Source organism: Nonomuraea insulae (genome assembly GCF_042656245.1).
Genome location: NZ_JBHSPA010000018.1, coordinates 115894 through 130998 on the forward strand (window position 1 = coordinate 115894; position 15105 = coordinate 130998).

The 15105-nt window shown below is 71.3% G+C and carries 18 protein-coding genes; 13 read left to right on the plus strand and 5 right to left on the minus strand.

What is annotated here, in order from left to right; translation table 11 throughout:
* The first annotated feature begins 34 nt into the window (after nucleotides 1–34).
* The 9 genes from ACFPZ3_RS15040 (at nucleotide 35) to ACFPZ3_RS15080 (ending at nucleotide 7630) form a co-directional block, all read left to right on the plus strand.
* Nucleotides 35–358, plus strand: a complete 324-nt coding sequence (locus ACFPZ3_RS15040) for a PadR family transcriptional regulator (RefSeq protein WP_379514699.1) — start codon at nucleotides 35–37, stop codon at nucleotides 356–358.
* Nucleotides 355–1305: a hypothetical protein gene (locus tag ACFPZ3_RS15045; protein WP_379514700.1), complete on the plus strand. Its 951-nt coding sequence runs from the start codon at nucleotides 355–357 to the stop codon at nucleotides 1303–1305. Before ACFPZ3_RS15040 ends, ACFPZ3_RS15045 begins: the two co-directional genes overlap by 4 nt.
* Before the next feature lie 33 nt (nucleotides 1306–1338).
* The gene (locus ACFPZ3_RS15050; protein ID WP_379514701.1) at nucleotides 1339–2235 is read left to right on the plus strand and encodes a hypothetical protein; all 897 of its coding nucleotides are present in this window, start codon (nucleotides 1339–1341) and stop codon (nucleotides 2233–2235) included.
* Between the two features lie 7 nt (nucleotides 2236–2242).
* The gene (locus ACFPZ3_RS15055) at nucleotides 2243–4072 is read left to right on the plus strand and encodes a peptidoglycan-binding protein (protein WP_379514702.1); all 1830 of its coding nucleotides are present in this window, start codon (nucleotides 2243–2245) and stop codon (nucleotides 4070–4072) included.
* Nucleotides 4073–4124: 52 nt separating this feature from the next.
* Entirely contained in the window at nucleotides 4125–4823 is a 699-nt protein-coding gene (locus tag ACFPZ3_RS15060) for an ABC transporter ATP-binding protein (RefSeq protein WP_379514755.1), read from the plus strand.
* Nucleotides 4823–6001, plus strand: a complete 1179-nt coding sequence (locus tag ACFPZ3_RS15065; protein ID WP_379514703.1) for an ABC transporter permease — start codon at nucleotides 4823–4825, stop codon at nucleotides 5999–6001. The genes ACFPZ3_RS15060 and ACFPZ3_RS15065 overlap by 1 nt, the downstream gene beginning before the upstream one ends.
* 32 nt (nucleotides 6002–6033) lie before the next feature.
* Nucleotides 6034–6453: a hypothetical protein gene (locus tag ACFPZ3_RS15070; RefSeq protein WP_379514704.1), complete on the plus strand. Its 420-nt coding sequence runs from the start codon at nucleotides 6034–6036 to the stop codon at nucleotides 6451–6453.
* 80 nt (nucleotides 6454–6533) lie between these two features.
* Nucleotides 6534–7139: a TetR/AcrR family transcriptional regulator gene (locus ACFPZ3_RS15075; protein WP_379514705.1), complete on the plus strand. Its 606-nt coding sequence runs from the start codon at nucleotides 6534–6536 to the stop codon at nucleotides 7137–7139.
* 5 nt (nucleotides 7140–7144) lie between these two features.
* Nucleotides 7145–7630 (plus strand): cupin domain-containing protein, encoded by a 486-nt coding sequence (locus ACFPZ3_RS15080; RefSeq protein WP_379514706.1) that lies wholly within the window; start codon nucleotides 7145–7147, stop codon nucleotides 7628–7630.
* On the opposite strand, the gene ACFPZ3_RS15085 is transcribed toward ACFPZ3_RS15080, so the two are convergent.
* From ACFPZ3_RS15085 to ACFPZ3_RS15095, 3 genes are read right to left on the minus strand one after another with little or no spacing between them, the layout of a single operon-like run.
* The gene (locus tag ACFPZ3_RS15085; RefSeq protein ID WP_379514707.1) at nucleotides 7627–7851 is read right to left on the minus strand and encodes a DUF2283 domain-containing protein; all 225 of its coding nucleotides are present in this window, start codon (nucleotides 7849–7851) and stop codon (nucleotides 7627–7629) included. The two genes, ACFPZ3_RS15080 and ACFPZ3_RS15085, sit on opposite strands and share 4 nt — an antisense overlap.
* A 9-nt stretch (nucleotides 7852–7860) precedes the next feature.
* Complete coding sequence (locus tag ACFPZ3_RS15090) at nucleotides 7861–8703, minus strand: DUF4258 domain-containing protein (protein WP_379514708.1); 843 nt, start codon at nucleotides 8701–8703, stop codon at nucleotides 7861–7863.
* Nucleotides 8694–8984, minus strand: a complete 291-nt coding sequence (locus ACFPZ3_RS15095; protein ID WP_379514709.1) for a hypothetical protein — start codon at nucleotides 8982–8984, stop codon at nucleotides 8694–8696. The genes ACFPZ3_RS15090 and ACFPZ3_RS15095 overlap by 10 nt, the downstream gene beginning before the upstream one ends.
* Nucleotides 8985–9126: 142 nt before the next feature.
* Between ACFPZ3_RS15095 and ACFPZ3_RS15100 the strand changes: the two genes are divergently transcribed.
* From ACFPZ3_RS15100 to ACFPZ3_RS15115, 4 genes are read left to right on the plus strand one after another with little or no spacing between them, the layout of a single operon-like run.
* Nucleotides 9127–9510, plus strand: a complete 384-nt coding sequence (locus ACFPZ3_RS15100; RefSeq protein ID WP_379514710.1) for a YbaB/EbfC family nucleoid-associated protein — start codon at nucleotides 9127–9129, stop codon at nucleotides 9508–9510.
* A gap of 9 nt (nucleotides 9511–9519) precedes the next feature.
* Nucleotides 9520–9846 carry a YbaB/EbfC family nucleoid-associated protein gene (locus ACFPZ3_RS15105; RefSeq protein WP_379514711.1) on the plus strand — a complete coding sequence of 109 codons (327 nt, stop codon included), beginning with the start codon at nucleotides 9520–9522 and terminating at the stop codon, nucleotides 9844–9846.
* Between the two features lie 51 nt (nucleotides 9847–9897).
* Complete coding sequence (locus ACFPZ3_RS15110) at nucleotides 9898–10512, plus strand: TetR/AcrR family transcriptional regulator (protein WP_379514712.1); 615 nt, start codon at nucleotides 9898–9900, stop codon at nucleotides 10510–10512.
* Nucleotides 10509–11921 carry a pyridoxal phosphate-dependent decarboxylase family protein gene (locus ACFPZ3_RS15115; protein WP_379514713.1) on the plus strand — a complete coding sequence of 471 codons (1413 nt, stop codon included), beginning with the start codon at nucleotides 10509–10511 and terminating at the stop codon, nucleotides 11919–11921. The genes ACFPZ3_RS15110 and ACFPZ3_RS15115 overlap by 4 nt, the downstream gene beginning before the upstream one ends.
* 55 nt (nucleotides 11922–11976) lie before the next feature.
* Here ACFPZ3_RS15115 and ACFPZ3_RS15120 read toward each other — a convergent pair whose 3' ends face one another.
* Both ACFPZ3_RS15120 and ACFPZ3_RS15125 read right to left on the minus strand, forming a co-directional pair.
* Nucleotides 11977–13071: a sensor histidine kinase gene (locus tag ACFPZ3_RS15120; RefSeq protein ID WP_379514714.1), complete on the minus strand. Its 1095-nt coding sequence runs from the start codon at nucleotides 13069–13071 to the stop codon at nucleotides 11977–11979.
* A gap of 54 nt (nucleotides 13072–13125) precedes the next feature.
* A complete protein-coding gene (locus tag ACFPZ3_RS15125; RefSeq protein WP_379514715.1) occupies nucleotides 13126–15069 on the minus strand; it encodes a family 10 glycosylhydrolase in 1944 nt (647 codons plus the stop codon).
* Nucleotides 15070–15105: the final 36 nt, after the last annotated feature.

The window sequence follows — 15105 nt, forward strand, 5'->3', positions numbered from 1 at the left end:
CGGACGCTCCGTTGAACGGAATACTGTCGTCCCCATGCCCAGGGGAACCTCTGAAGTCAGCGAGCCGATGTACTTCGTGCTCACCGCCCTCCGCGCGGGCCCGCTGCACGGACACGCGATCAGCAAGTCGATCAAGGAGCTGTCGCGCGGGCGGGTCCAGCCGTCCGTCGGCACGCTCTACGGCATCCTGGAGCGCCTGAACGAGCGGGGCGTGATCATCGTCGACCGCGAGGAGACGGTCAACGGCCGCAACCGGCGCTACTTCAGGATCACCCCCGAGGGCCAGACGCTCGTGGAGGCGGAGGCCCGGCGGATGCAGGAGGCGGCCTCCCTGGTCCTGCGCCCGTCCGGCGCATGACGGCGCTCGACCCGGCGGGCGCGCGGGCCGTGACTGCGCTCGATCCGGCGGGCGCCCAGGCAGTGACCGCGCTCGAACGGCGTTACCGCAGGCTGCTGCTGGCCTATCCGCGGAACTACCGCCGGGCGCACGGCGACGAACTGCTCGACATCCTGCTGGAGTCGGCCGCCCCCGGCAGGCGGATCCCGGTGCTCAGGGAGGCGTGGGGGCTGCTGGTCGGTGGCGTGCGCAGCCGCATCGTGCACCGGGCGACCGGGAGCGCTTGGGAGGACGGCCTGCACCTGGGGGTCACGGCCGTCGCGGTGGTGAACCTGGCGGCGCTGCTCCCGTACACGGGGGCGATGCCGCTGTGGACGGTGTTGTCGGCGCTGGCGCTGCTGGCGATCCTGCGCGGATGGACGCGTACGGCCTTCCCGCTCACCCTCCTCGTCGGCGTGAAGGCCGTCGGAATGGCGGCCGGCCGGCAGTTCTTCGACCTGACCCTGCTGCCGGTCCATCCGAACGCGCTCACCGATCGCTCCCTGTACCAGGACAGCGATCCCTACCTGGTGGCCGGCGGCTACGCGATCGTGCTGATCGGCCTGGTGCTGCTCGCGTCGTCACGACAGCCGGCGCGGGCCAGGTCATGGTGGTGGTGGGCGGTGGTCGTGCTCGCGGCGTGGGCCGGTCCCGAGTGGATGACGGAGGACACCTCGTTCCCGATCAGCCTGAGCCGGTTGGCGGTGGAGGTGACGCTGTTCGGGCTGGGGACGCTGGGCGGCTATCTGGCGCGGGACCACCGGTGGGCGCTGGGCGCGGGCATCTATCTTCTGGTGGACTTCGGCGACCTGACCCTGCACTCGGAGGAGCTGACCAGGCAGCACCTCGCGTACACGGGCATCCTCATCGTGCTGCTCGCGGCCACCGCCTTCGCCCCCTTCCGCCAGCGGCGGCACTGCCTGGATTGACCATGCTCCGTTCAACGGAGTATGGTCTCCGTCATGCTTAAGAGATCCCACCTGGCTGTCGCCATGTCGTTCTCCGCGGCCGTGCTGTGCGGCTGCGGGGGCGCCGCACAGAGCGCCCAGCCCTCGCCGGCCGCGTCCACGGCCGCCGCCAAGGACAAGAAGCACCAGTTCGAGGCGGCCAAGGCCGACTGCATGAAGCAGAAGGGCTTCAAGTACGTGGCGTACGTGGCGCCGGAGAAACAGGAGAGCGACGAGGACCGCAAGATCGCCTCCGGCGACTACCAGGCGATGAAGACATATCGCGAAAAATATGGGTTCGGGGTCTACGCCGTGTATGCCTATCCCAAGGAGATGGCCCCGGAGGGGATGGCGGGAAACCCCGTCAAGGATCCCAACCGCAAGATGCTGAGCTCTCTCTCGAACGCCCAGCTCGTCGCCTACAACGAGGCCAAGAACGCCTGCATGGGAGTGGCGGGCAAGAAGGTGCTCGGCCTGACCCTGAAGTCGAACCTCGACTACTTCAGCCAGATGGCCAAGGCGCACAAGCGAGCAAAGGCCGCCGAGCTCGATGGCGACCCCAAGCTGGTGGAGCTGGCCGGCGCCATGGCGACCTGCCTCAAGGGCAAGGGCTACACGGTGAGCGACACCAAGCCGTCGGCCATCGACCTGCGCGGCGAGCGGACGTTCCTGGAGCAGCAGTCCAACCTGGGCAAGCAGCAGGAGGGGGACCTGCAGGCGCCGCCGAAGATGACAAAGGACACACAGCAGTACCAGATGCCGGAGCTCACGCCCCAGCAGGCCATGCCGTACCTCAACAAGGAGATCAAGGCGGCGCTCGACGACCTGGAGTGCGGCAAGGACTTCTACCCGGCCTTCATACCGAGGGAGACGACGGTCCAGCAGCGGGTCAACGAGCAGTTCGCCTTCTGACGCCCTCATGAACTCCCCACGCAGGCTCCTCGCCGGCGTCATCGCCGGCGTCGTGGTCATCGCGGGCGCGGGCTGGGCGGTCGGCGCCCGGCTGCGCTCCCCCGCCGACGAGGCGGCCCGCCGCGCCGCGCCCGCGGCCTCGCTGGTCACCGCCGCCGTCGAACGCCGCAAGCTGGTCAGCACCGTGGTGCTCAGTGGCACTCTGGAGTACGGCTCCCCGCTGCCGATCAGCCTGGCCGGGGTGGTCGGCGGCACCTCCGAGCTCCAGCGGGCCACCCGCGCGCCCCGCAAGGGCAAGATCAAGGAGGGCGCCGTGCTGATGGAGGTCAACGGCCGCCCGGTGTTCGCGCTGCGCGGCACGGTGCCGATGCACCGCACGATCGCCCCCGGCGGCAAGGGGGACGACGTGAAGCAACTGCAGCGGGCCCTGCGCAGGCTCGGGCACGAGGCCCCTGCCTCGGGCGTGTTCGACTCCGCGACGGTCGCCGCCGTCACCGAGATGTACGCCAAGAAGGGGTACGAGGCCCAGCGGCCGGCCCTGACCGATCGCCAGACGTACGACACGCTGCGCAAGACCGTACGGACGGCCTCGGAGACCCTCGCGACCGAGAAACTGGCCCTGGACCAGGGGCGTGACGTGCTGCCGCTGAAGGTCAAGCTGGACAACGCCGAGCAGGACCTGAAGTCGGCGCGCACTGCCCTGGAACAGGCGGGGGCTCGGGAGCTGACGCCCGAGGACGAGACCAGGCTGGCCGCGGCCGACGCGGCGGTGCGGGCGGCCGAGGAGCGGCTGCTGGAGGCCGAGCAGGCACTCGCGGCGGCCAGAACTCAGCCGACGCCCGGCCCCACGACGGCGACCCCCACACCGTCCGGCACGACCGTCCCCACGGCCAGTCCCACAACCGGCACGTCCGGCACGACCGGTGCCAGAACCGGCACGACGGGAACGACCGGTGCCAGAACCGGCACGACCACGCCCGTTTCCCTCCCCACCGCCGACACCCGGTTGCTGGAGCTGAAGGTGGACAACGCCAGGGCGGACCTGGAGGCGGCCCAGGAGTCCCGTGATCTGGCCCTGCGACAGGCGGCGGAGAGCAAAGAGACCAAGCTGGACGAGCTGCGCAAGACCGTGCGGACCGGAAAGGAGGCCGTGGTCACCGCCGATCAGGCGCTGCGCCGGGCCAGGCAGCTCTCCCCGGCCCGGCTGAAGGTGTCGAACGCCAGGAAGGACGTGGCGGAGGCGAAGGCGACGCTGGCGGAGTACTCCCGTACCTACGGCACCTCGATCCCGCCCGGCGAGGTGGTGTTCCTGCCGAAGTTGCCCGCCCGCGTGCAGAAGGTCTCGGCGAAGCCGGGGCAGCGGATCGAGGACGAGGTGGCCACGGTGACGAGTTCGACGTTCACGGTGACCGGGTCGGTGGAGGCGGCGGAGTCCGAGCTGCTGCGGCCGGGCATGGCGGCCAGCGTCGAACTGGACACGGGCAGACCGATCGCGGCCACGCTGACCGCGATCGGCGAGAAGGCCAAGGTGCCCGGCGCGGAGGAGGCCGCGGCCGGGACCCAGCCGGTGCTGATCACGCCGTCCTCGGCCAAGGGCATGCGGACCGGTACGGCGGTGACCGCGCGGGTGACCGTGGGGGCGACCAAGGAGCCGGTGCTGGTGGTGCCGGTGACCGCGGTGATCACCTCGGCCGATGGGAAGGCGCGGGTGCGCGTCGAGTACGCCACGGACAGGACGAAAGACGTCGAGGTGCGCACGGGCCTGACCGCCGACGGGAACGTCGAGGTCACCGGCGAACTGACGGAGGGCGACCGGGTGGTGATCAGCGGTGCCTGAGCCGGCCACCGAGGCGGTGCCCGGGCCGGCCACCGAGGCGACGCCTGGGCCGGTGCCTGAGGCGGTCACCGAGGCAGCGCCTGAGCCGGTCATCGAGCTGGTCGGGCTCTGCCGGGAGTTCCCCGCGCGACCTCCCGTCCGCGCCCTCGACGAGGTCTCACTCCGCGTGAACCGCGGCGACTACCTGGCGATCACCGGCCCGTCAGGTTCGGGAAAGTCCACACTGCTGAACGTGCTGGGTCTGCTGGACCGACCCAGTTCGGGTAGTTATCGCCTCGACGGCACGGAGACCACTACGCTGCGGGACGGAGCCAGAACCCGGTTGCGCGGCGACCGGATCGGCTTCGTCTTCCAGGCATTCCACCTGCTCTCCCACCGCAGTGTGCAGGAGAACGTGATGCTCGCCGAGGTCTACCGCCGGCAGAGGAGAACGGGCAGGCGGGAGCGGGCCCTGGCGGCGCTGGAGCGCGTCGGTCTCGGTCACCGGGCCGGGTTCGCGCCGGGCCTGCTGTCCGGGGGCGAGCGCCAGCGCACGGCCATCGCCAGGGCCCTCCTGGGAGAGCCGTCGTTGTTGTTGTGCGACGAGCCCACGGGCAACCTCGACAGCCGCAACACCGAGGCGGTGCTCGACCTGTTCGGGGAGTTGCGGGAGCAGGGCCTGACGATCGTGGTCATCACGCACGAGCGGGAGGTCAGCGAGCGGGCCGGGCGCCGGGTGCGGATCAGCGACGGCGTGCTGGTGGAGGAGTGATGCACGTACGCGACCTGGCCGGCGAGGCCGTGGCCGGGATGCTCGCCAGGCCGGTGCGCTCGGCGCTGACGACGCTCGGCACCGTGCTGGGCATCACCACGCTGGTCGTCACGCTCGGCGTGTCCGCCACGGCGGGCAACCAGATCGTCGGCCGCTTCGACGAGCTGGTGGCCACGGCCATCACGGTGGAGGTGCCCGAGTCCAAGAGCACCCCGCTGGTGGGCTGGGACGCGGTCGAGCGGCTGACGAGGTTGCGCGGCGTGGAGTCGGCCGCCGCGGTGTCCGACGGCGAGGAGAGTACGAACCTGTCCGTACGCTCCAACGACCTCGTGGACCCCGCCAGGGTCACCACGCTCTCTCTGGCGGTGCTGGCCGCCACGACGGGCCTGCCGGAGGCGGCGCGCGGCCGGATGACGCAGGGCCGGTTCTACGACGCGGGGCACGTCCGGCGGGGCGACCGGGTGGCCGTGATCGGCGAGGAGGCGGCCAGGATGCTCGGCGTCACCCGGCTCGACCGGGCACCGGCGATCTTCATCGGGAAGCACGCGTACACGGTGATCGGCGTGCTCGGCGGCCTGCGCCGCGAGCGGAACCTGAGCAGCGCCGTGATCGTGCCGCCGACCGTGGGCAGGCAGTTCGGGCTGCGTGACGTCACCAGGGTGCTGGTCAACACCAGCCTGGGCGCCGCCGGCCTCGTCGCGGGCCAGGCCCCGGCGGCGCTCAGCCCGGGCAACGGCGACGAGTTGCAGGTGATCACTCCGCCCAGCCCCACCAGGGCCAGGGACGGGGCGCAGGACGACGTCAACGCGCTCTTCCTGATCCTCGGCCTCGTCTCGCTCGTCGTCGGCGCCGTCGGCATCGCCAACGTCACGCTGGTCACGGTGATGGAACGGGTGCCGGAGATCGGCCTGCGCCGCTCGCTCGGCGCGGCCCGGCGGCACATCGCGGGCCAGTTCCTGCTGGAGTCCACGCTGATCGGGCTCACCGGCGGCGTGATCGGCGCCGGCCTGGGCGTGATCGTCGTGGTGGCGGTCTCGGCCGTCAAGCAGTGGACGCCTCTGCTCGACGTGCGGCTGGCGATCGCCGCACCGGTGGCGGGAGCCCTGGTCGGGCTGCTGGCGGGGCTCTACCCAGCGCTGCGCGCGGCCAGGATGGAGCCGGTGGACGCGCTCAGGTGAGCCGTTCGGGGCTCCGGTACGTCCTAGTAGACATGAGGATCTGGCGAATCGTGCTCCTGCCCGTGCTCCTTCTTGCGCTGAGCACGTCCATGGTTCCGGCTCAGGCGGCGGTCGCGCCGAAGAAGGTGCTGCTGGACCTGCGCGAGCAGGGCGGCTTCGCGGGGCTGAACGACCGCGTGATCGTCTACGGCAACGGCTGCGTACGACTCAGCCGGCGTACGGGGCCGACCATCGACAAGTGCCTGACCGCCAAGGAGAAGCGCACGCTGCGCGGACATCTGAAGAAGCTGAAGGTCGGCCGGTCGGAGGGGCCGCCGCAGGGGGCGGACTTCATCAAGTACACGCTGGCCTACGACAAGCGGCGGGCCAGCCGGTACACGCTGCCGACGACCTGGACGCCCGTGGTGCGGCACCTGGAGAAGATCATGACGAAGTACTGGGCGCCGGACTAATTACGAAACTGAGGTTGCGTAATTCATTGGGCCTCGGCTAGTCTCTTTTTCGCTACCTGAGTATCGAAAAAGGGGCGGACATGACCGGGCGAGGGCGGCCACGCAGGGCCGATGTGGACGAGGGCGTGCTGAGGGCCGCGATCGAGCTGCTGCTCGAACGCGGCTACGCCGGCCTGTCCCCCGACGAGGTGGCCGAGCGGGCCGGGGTCGCCAAGACCACGCTCTACCGCCGCTGGCCCACCAAGGACCACCTGGCCGTGGCCGTGGTGGCCAGGCTGCAGGACGACGACGAGATCACCGACAGCGGGGACATCCGCCGCGATCTGCCCGCGTACCTGGAGAAGATCGCCGCCGGGCTCAACCGCATGCGAGGCGCGGGCAGGACCGGCGATGACCCGTCGGCCGGGACGGTGGCCGAGCTCGTCGCGGCCGCCGCCCGCCATCCCGACGTCGGAGCGCTCGAACGCGACGTGTACGCCCGCCGCAACGCCCTGGCCCACGCCCTGCTGGAGCGGGCCGTCGAGCGCGGCGAACTACGCGCGGACCTCGACGTCGAGGCGCTGTTCGACCAGCTCACCGGGGCTCTCTACTACCGCGTGCTCATCACCGGCCTGCCCGTGGGGCGGGCCTACGCAGAACGACTCGTCGACACCGCGCTCCGCGGTGCCGCGCGTGAGAAGGAGTGACGTACATGTCGATCATCCACCAGGCAGCCGCCGTCATCCGGTCCGTGGACGCCGAGATCATCGGCGGGCACCCGAGCACGGGCCGCATGTTGCTCGACTCCAGCGCCACCGGCGGCGCGCTGAGCACGATGCGCATCACCCTCGGCGAAGGGGCCGACGGCGCGGTGCCGCACACCCACACCACCGCCTCCGAGATGTTCTACGTGCTCGACGGTCAGGCGCAGGTGCTGGCCGGGAACGAGGTGCTGACGCTGGAGCAGGGGGACGTGGCCGTGGTGCCGCCCGATATGGCGCACGCCTTCGCCGCCGCCCCCGGCTCAGAGGCCGACCTGCTGATCGTGATCACGCCGGGGGTCGAGCGGTTCGAGTATTTCCGGCTGCTGGCCCGCCTCAAGGCGGGCCAGGCCACGCTGGAGGAGCTGCTCGACTCCCAGGAGCGCTTCGACAACCACTTCCTCGACAGCCCCGCCTGGACGAAGGCCCGCTCCTAGTCCTTCCTCGACGCCTGCGCGAGCGTCTCGGGCCGCAGGACATGGGACGCGCCGAGGATCTCGATGCCCAGCAGGGCGCCATCGCCGTCGAGGTCGACGATCACCTCTCCCTTGATCCCGGCGTCCTCGACCACGACCTGCCTGACCGCCTCACCGGCGCCGATGTGCTCGACCAGATGGATGTAGGCGACGTCGTTCTCCTCGCCGTATTCGATCCGCAAACCCAGCCCCTATTTCCTGATGACCGTGACGATCCTGAAGGTCTCGTTGTTCCTGATCACAACGATGTCGCCATGACGGTATTCGGTCGTTCCCGGCGTCTTGCCAGGCTTCTTGCTGCCCTTGGAGATGGTCTCATTGATGTCGGCCTGGCTGATGCCACGTTGTTCCTTACGTTCGCGCGCGTGCCTGGAGGTGAAATCGTCCCTGTCGCGGCCGCCGCGCGCGTTCCCCTTTCCGCGGGCCATCGCGGCCATGCCGTCCGGCACCCTGGGTCCGCCGGCCAGGGCCGGCCGTCCTCCCGGCAGGCTCAGGTCGTCGAGGATGCGGCGCATGGGGTCGGTCACCCGCCGGGCCAGCGCCGGGGCCAGCACCTTCCCGGTGCCACTTGAACCTTCCCGCAGCGCTTTCGTCATGGCATGCCGGGCGAGGTACATGCGCGCGGTGGCCGCCGTCACGCCCAGCGCGCCGCCGACCGCCAGCGTCTGCATGACGGAGGTCAGCCCGGCCGCCGCCTGCGTGCCCACGGCCACCTTCACCGCGCTCACGACGCCGGCGGTGCCCTCCAGCGCCACCGGCGCCATCCGCGCGGCGGCCGTGGCCTGGGCGGCGTGGCCGCCGTCCCCGCCGACCCGGTCCCAGTGCTCCGCCAGGGCCGTGGCCGACTCGCCGCGGTAGACCTGCTGGGTCCTGCGCACCGCCGCGTCGGCCTCCGCGCTCGCGGGCTCGGCCCCGGCCTGTACGGTGCGCCAGGCCGCGGCGTCCTTCCTGATCTCGTCCTCGTCGATGTTCGGCCACGGCACGCCGAGCAGCTCCAGGAACCCGTCCAGCTCGGGCGGGAGCGTCACCCCCATGTGAGGTGGTCCCTGTCGCGCGTGTCCCTGGCCGTGCCGACCATTCCTTCGCCGGTGCCGCCGATCTCCCCGGTGACCTTCGTGAGCGCCAGCAGGGAGACCTGGGTGCATTCCGCGTAGGCGGCGGTGATCTCCCCGAACAGTCCGTCGTCGCCCCACGACGAGACGCCGTCTCCCCGCTCCCGTAGCCGCTGGACCGCGGCCTGGTAATCCGAGCCGTGGGTGCTCACCTGTTCGCCGTGGCGCTCCACCGCGCCCGGCTCGATCTCAAACCCCGTCATGTTTCCGCACGATAACTGGACATCTCACGACTCACGCGACTCTTCAGTTATTCCTGAGATGTCCATCTCGCCGCCAAGATCGGGCCGAGGTTTGTCTAGACTGGTCGGCTCAGCCCGCCCCCTCTGACCGCCGGAGGTCGCCATGTGGTCACCCGCGCCGGAAGACGACGCCGAGTTCCTGGCCCGGTACGTCGCCGAGAGCCGCGAGATCATGCGCGGCCTCCAGGCGGCGCGCGCGGCCGTCCAGCAGGTCGAGGGCCGAGCCGAGAGCGATGACGGGCTGGTCGAGGCGACCGCCGACGGCCAGGGCGGTCCCACCGGCCTGCGCATCGACCCGCGGGCGATGCGGGGCGGAGAGGCGGCGCTCGGCAGGAAGGTGACGGCGGTGCTGCGGGCGGCGCAGGAGGACGCCGGGCGCCAGGCGCGGGAGATCACCGACGCCGCCTCGGGTCCGGCCCTCCGCGAGCCGCTCGACGAGACGTTCGTACGCCAGAGGGTCGAGCAGGCGGCCCAGGATCTTCTCTAGGGGGCAAGCGTGGACGAACAGGAGGGCGAACGGATGCTGGCCTGGCTCGAAACGGCGCAGGAGGACCTCGACCGGATCGTCGGAGCGGGCGAGGCCGCCTCGGGGCAGGTCAAGGCAACCGTGGACGCGAACGGCCAGGTCCTCGACGTGGCCTACGGCCCTCGCGCCCTGCGCCTGGGCAGCACGGAGCTGGCGGAGCAGACGCTGGTGGCGGTGCGGGCGGCGGGCGCGGACGCCGTACGACGGACTCATGACCTCATGCGCGAGGCCCTGCCCGGCTACGACCCGGCGAAGGCGAGCGCCGAGTTGGAGAACCTGCTGAACGACTGGAACTGACCCGATCAATCACTTGATGGAGAGAGGGTTTTCGAACTACTCTTCGGTCACATGACACAGGCCGACCTGATCCTCAAGGTCGCGACGCAACTGTTCGCGGCGCTCGGCTACGACGGCACCTCAACCCGCCAGATCGCCGAGGCCGCCGGGCTGAACATCGCGACCGTCAACTACCACGTGGGCGGCAAGCGGGAGCTGTACCTCGCCGTCATGGAGCGCGCGCACCGGGCGGAGAAGGCAGCCCTGGACAGTGCCCTCGACCGGCTGCCCGGCGACGACCCCGTCGCGGCCATCCACCGGATGGCCGACGACTACCTCGACTTCTGCGTGGACAATCCCGAGGTGCCCGCCCTGTGGATGCACCGCTGGCTCTCCGACGCCAGCGACATCACAGAGTTGGAGCGCCAGTACGTGAAACCGCTGCTCACCGCCGTGACCACCGCGCTGCGGCCCGCCGTCGAGGCCGGGCTGATCTCCCGTGAGGCGGACCTCGAATACACGGTGTGGACGGTGATCTGGTCCGTGCACGGCTTCGCCAAGGGCGGGGTGCTGGACGGCGAGGGCCGCCGCAGAGCCGGTGGCGACCGGGCCGCGCTGCGCCGCTTCCGCGCCCACCTGCACCTGTCCCTGCACAGGACGCTCGGCCTGCCCGGCGACCCCCGATGATGCCCGGGGCAGGAAGGGCCGTGGAAGACCTGCTGGCGGAGGTGGCCCAGCTCAAGGAGCACGACCTGCCCGTACGCGGCGGCCAGGTGACCGCCTACGTCTACGACACCGGGCGGCCCGAGGTGAACGACGCGGCGACCCGGGCGTACCTGGAGATGCTGGAGGTCAACTGCCTCGACCCGACGGCGTTCCCCAGCGTGGTCATGATGGAGCGGCAGGTGGTCGGCGCGGTCGCGGACCTGCTCGGCGGCGGCCACGGGATCTTCACCAGCGGCGGCACCGAGTCGATCATGCTGGCCGTCAAGGCCGCCCGCGACCTGGCCGGCCGCGCCCGCCCGAATCTGGTGCTGCCGGTCACCGCGCACCCGGCCTTCCACAAGGCGGCGCACTACCTGGGCGTCGAGGTCGTCGCCGTGCCGGTGGACCTGGAGACGTACGAGGTGCGGGCCCGCGACGTCGAGCGGGCGATGGACGAGGACACGATCCTCGTCGTCGCCTCCGCGCCGTCCTATCCCCAGGGTGTGATCGACCCCATCGAGGAGATCGGCGCCGTGGTGGCGGGCGTGCCGTTCCACGTGGACGCGTGCGTGGGCGGGTGGCTGCTGCCGTGGTTGCGCGAGGCGGGCGCGGCGATCCCGCCGTTCGACCTGTCGGTGCCGGGGGTCACGTCGATCTCCTGCGACCTGCACAAGTTCGGGTACGCGCCCAAGGGCGCCTCCGTCGTGTTGTTCGCCGATCCCGCGATGCGGCGTAAGGCGTACTTCGCCTCGGCGGCCTGGCCCGGGTACACCGTCATCAACGCGACCGTGCAGAGCTCCCGCTCGGCCGGGCCGCTCGGCGGCGCCTGGGCGACCCTGCAGGCGCTGGGCCGGGAGGGGTACCTGGAGCTCGGGCGGGCCACGCTGGCGGCGACCGCCCTGTTACGTGAGGGGATCGCGGCGATTCCCGGGCTGCGGGTGCTCGGGGAGCCGGCGGCGTCGCTGGTGGCGTTCGCCGGGGACGGGATCGACGTGTTCGTGCTGGCGGACGAGGCGCGGGCGCGGGGGTGGTTCCTGCAGCCGCAGCTCTCGTACGCCGGCATTCCGGCCAACCTGCACATCACGGTCACCGGGGTCACTCTGTCCGGGGTCGAGGCCATGCTGAAGGTGATCGCCGAGTCGGCGCGGGCCGCTCGCGAGCGCGGGCCCGCCGTGCTGCCCGGCGGGCTGGTGGAGCTGGTGGCGGGGCTGGACCTGGAGGCGCTCGACGACGCCACGTTCGCCGATCTGGCCGCGTCCGTCGGGGTCGATCTGCGGCCGGGCTCCGGGCAGCCGGAGATGGCGGTGGTCAACGCCGTGCTGGACGCGCTGCCGGTCGCCGTGCGGGAGGCGGTGCTGGTGCGCTTCCTGTCGGTCATCTACGGGACGTGAGCCCCGCGACCCTCAGCTACGGGACACGAGCCCCTGCGGCTCTCAGTTGCGGCTCTCAGCTGCGGCTCGTGAGGCTCGCGGTCGCGGGGAAGCTCGCCTCGACGTGGAAGCCGCCGTCCTCCTCCAGGCCGCACTCCAGCGTGCCGCCGGCCAGCTCCACCTGGGGCCGCAGGGCGGTCAGGCTGGTCCCGGGGTCGGTGGCGGTGACCCAGGCGGCCGGCAGGCCGGCGGTGTTGCGGATGCTCAGCCGTACGGAGCCCCGGACGTACAGGACCCGGACCCGCACGTCGGCCCCCGGCGCGTGCTTGGCCACGTTGGCCAGCGCCGCCTCGACCACCAGGTACGCCGTCCGCCCCACCACCCCCGCGACGGGGGAGGGCGAGCCGTCCACCGTCAGCTCCACCGGAACCCCGGCCCGAGCCGAGTCGATCACCAGGGGCCGCAGGTCGGGCATGGGCAGCCCCAGGTCGAACCCCTCCCCGCTGCCGCGCCGTAACAACGCCACCATGTGACGCAGCTCGTCCAGCGACTCGCAGCCGGTCGCGCGGATGTCCTCGGCCGCCGCCCTGGCCCGGTCGTCGCCGGCGGCCAGGGCCAGCACGCCGGCCTGCAACACCATCCGGCTGACGCGGTGGGTGACCACGTCGTGCAGCTCGCCGGCCAGCCGCTCGCGCTCGACCCGTTCGGAGCGCTCCACGAGCTCGGCGTTCAGGCGTTCCCTGACGGAGACGTACAGGCCGTACACGACGGCCAGCGCGATCACCGCCTCGGTGCGCAGGACCAGCGGGAGCCGGTCGGGCAGGCACAGGACGCCGAGCGCGAGGACGAGCACCGGCAACCACCGCGCGAGCGGCCTCCTGGAGGCGAACACCATCGCGCCATAGGCCCCGAACGCGCACATGGGCGGCCAGATCACAGCGCCGTCGGACGGGAGCGGGATCACGGCGAGCACGGCCAGCACGGGCACCACGAGCGCGGTGCCCGCGCCGATCCAGGCCACGACGAGGGGCGCCCTGCGCATCCAGAACACCGGCAGCGCCGTGGCGAGCAGGATCACCAGGCTCGGGCCCGCGTAGCCGACCGCCGGCGTCAAACCTGCCGCGACCAGGACCGCGACCGCGTCGATCGGTCGCGGACGGGCACCGTCCACCGCCTCATCGTACGATCACCCGCCGTATCTGCCCACCCTTGATCTGGTAGCCGCTCAGAGCCTGGTGATACGGACGGCGTCGGCGATGACGTAGCCGGTCGTGGAGGTCCACCGGCTCACCCCGACCACGTTGTACGTGCCCGCGGCGAGCGTGAACGTGCCGAGGGCCCGCCAGGCCCCGCCTCCCGTGCGCTGGTCCACGGTGACCGTCTGGTTCCCGCCGGAGGCCGCCACGATGTGCGGCGTCGCGCTGTTGTACCCGGCGTCGGCCGGATGCCACACCTCCACCCGGTAACTCCCGGCGCTGGGGATGGCCGCCTTGAACCAGGCCGGATCGCTGGCCGCGACCGGCTCGGCGAAGCGGTAGTCGGCGCCGTGGAGCTGCCCCGAGTACGTGGAGGTGCCCCACGATGTGCTCGCGGCGAAGCCTCCCGCGTCGGCGTTGTCGACCACCACGCTGAACGCGGTGCCTCCCCCGCCCACCGGTTTGCCCGCGCTGGGCGAGCTCTCCTGGTGGGTGCGGTTGAGCGCGGTCACGTGGTAGGTGTAGGCCGATCCGGTGGCGCCCGTGTCGGTGAACGTCGTCTTCCTGGTCGTCGTGACCAGGTTGCGGGCGTCGGCGAAGGAGCACTCGTCGGCCGTGCCGCTCAGGCGGTAGACCGCGTACGAGGTGGCCGAGCCCGTCCAGACGAGCTGCACGCCGTTCGAGACCCGGGTGGCCGAGGTGATCACGGGCGCGGCGGGCGCGGCGGCCGTGCCGCGGGCGGGCAGCAGCGCCGGCTTGGTGTAGTGGGCGTTGACGAGCCTGGTGAAGGCGCCGATCCTGTCGGCCTTGACGTCCTTGGCGCTGAAGAACACGTCGCCGACCACCTCGGGATGTTTCCGGTTGTCGTACAGGTGGTCGCTCAGCTCCGCCGGGTCCTGCCAGGCGGCGTCCTGCCCGGAGGCGCCCGCGCGGTAGGCGGCCTGGCCGACGACGAGTTGCACGCCGGTGCCCCGCACCACGTCGGACCACCAGGCGGTGAGCACCTCGTACGCGGCCGTCGAGAAGCCCATGTGCCAGTAGATCTGCGGCGACAGATAGTCCACCCAGCCCTGTTTGACCCACTGCCTGCTGTCGGCGTAGATCGCGTCGTACGACTGCAGGCCCGAGGTGCGCGAGCCCAGCGGGTCGGTGCCGGAGTTGCGCCAGATGCCGAACGGGCTGATGCCGAAGGACGCGTGCGGCTTGGCCGCGTGGATACGCTGGTCGAGCTCGCGTACCAGGAGGTTGACGTTGTCGCGGCGCCAGTCGGCGACGTTGCCGAACGAGCCGCCGTACTTGGTGTACGCGGCGGAGTCGGGGATGGCCTGGCCGCTCACCGGATAGGGGTAGAAGTAGTCGTCGAGGTGCACGCCGTCCACGTCGTAGCGGGAGACGGCGTCCATGATCGCGTCCTCGATGAAGTCGCGGACCTCCGGGATGCCCGGGTTGTAGTAGAGCTTGCCGCCGTAGGCGAACCGCCAGTCGGGGTGCTGCCTGGCGGGGTGCGTGGCCACGAGCTTCGACGGGTCGTCGTGGTTGGCGATCCGGTACGGGTTGAACCAGGCGTGGAACTCCAGGTTCCGGGCGTGGGCCTCGCCGACCATGAACGCCAGCGGGTCGTAGCCCGGGTTGCCGCCCTGGGTGCCGGTCAGCCACTGCGACCACGGCTCGTACGACGAGGGCCAGAACGCGTCGGCCGTCGGCCGGACCTGCACGACCACGGCGTTCATGCGCTTGGCCACGGCCAGGTCGAGCCAGGCGCGGAACTCGGCCTGCTGCGCCGACACGCTCAGCCCGGTGCGGCTGGGCCAGTCGATGTTGGCGACGGAGGAGATCCACATGGCGCGGAGCTGCCGCTTCGGAGTGGCGGGGTCGGGTGTGCAGACGGCTGCGGAGGCTTGGGAGATGGGGGCCACGATACTGACGAGTGCGGCGGTGAGCGCCGCCAGGACGATACGCAGGAGCGCGGTCACGAAGGGAAGTTTCAGCGCAATCGTCTTTGAGCGCAA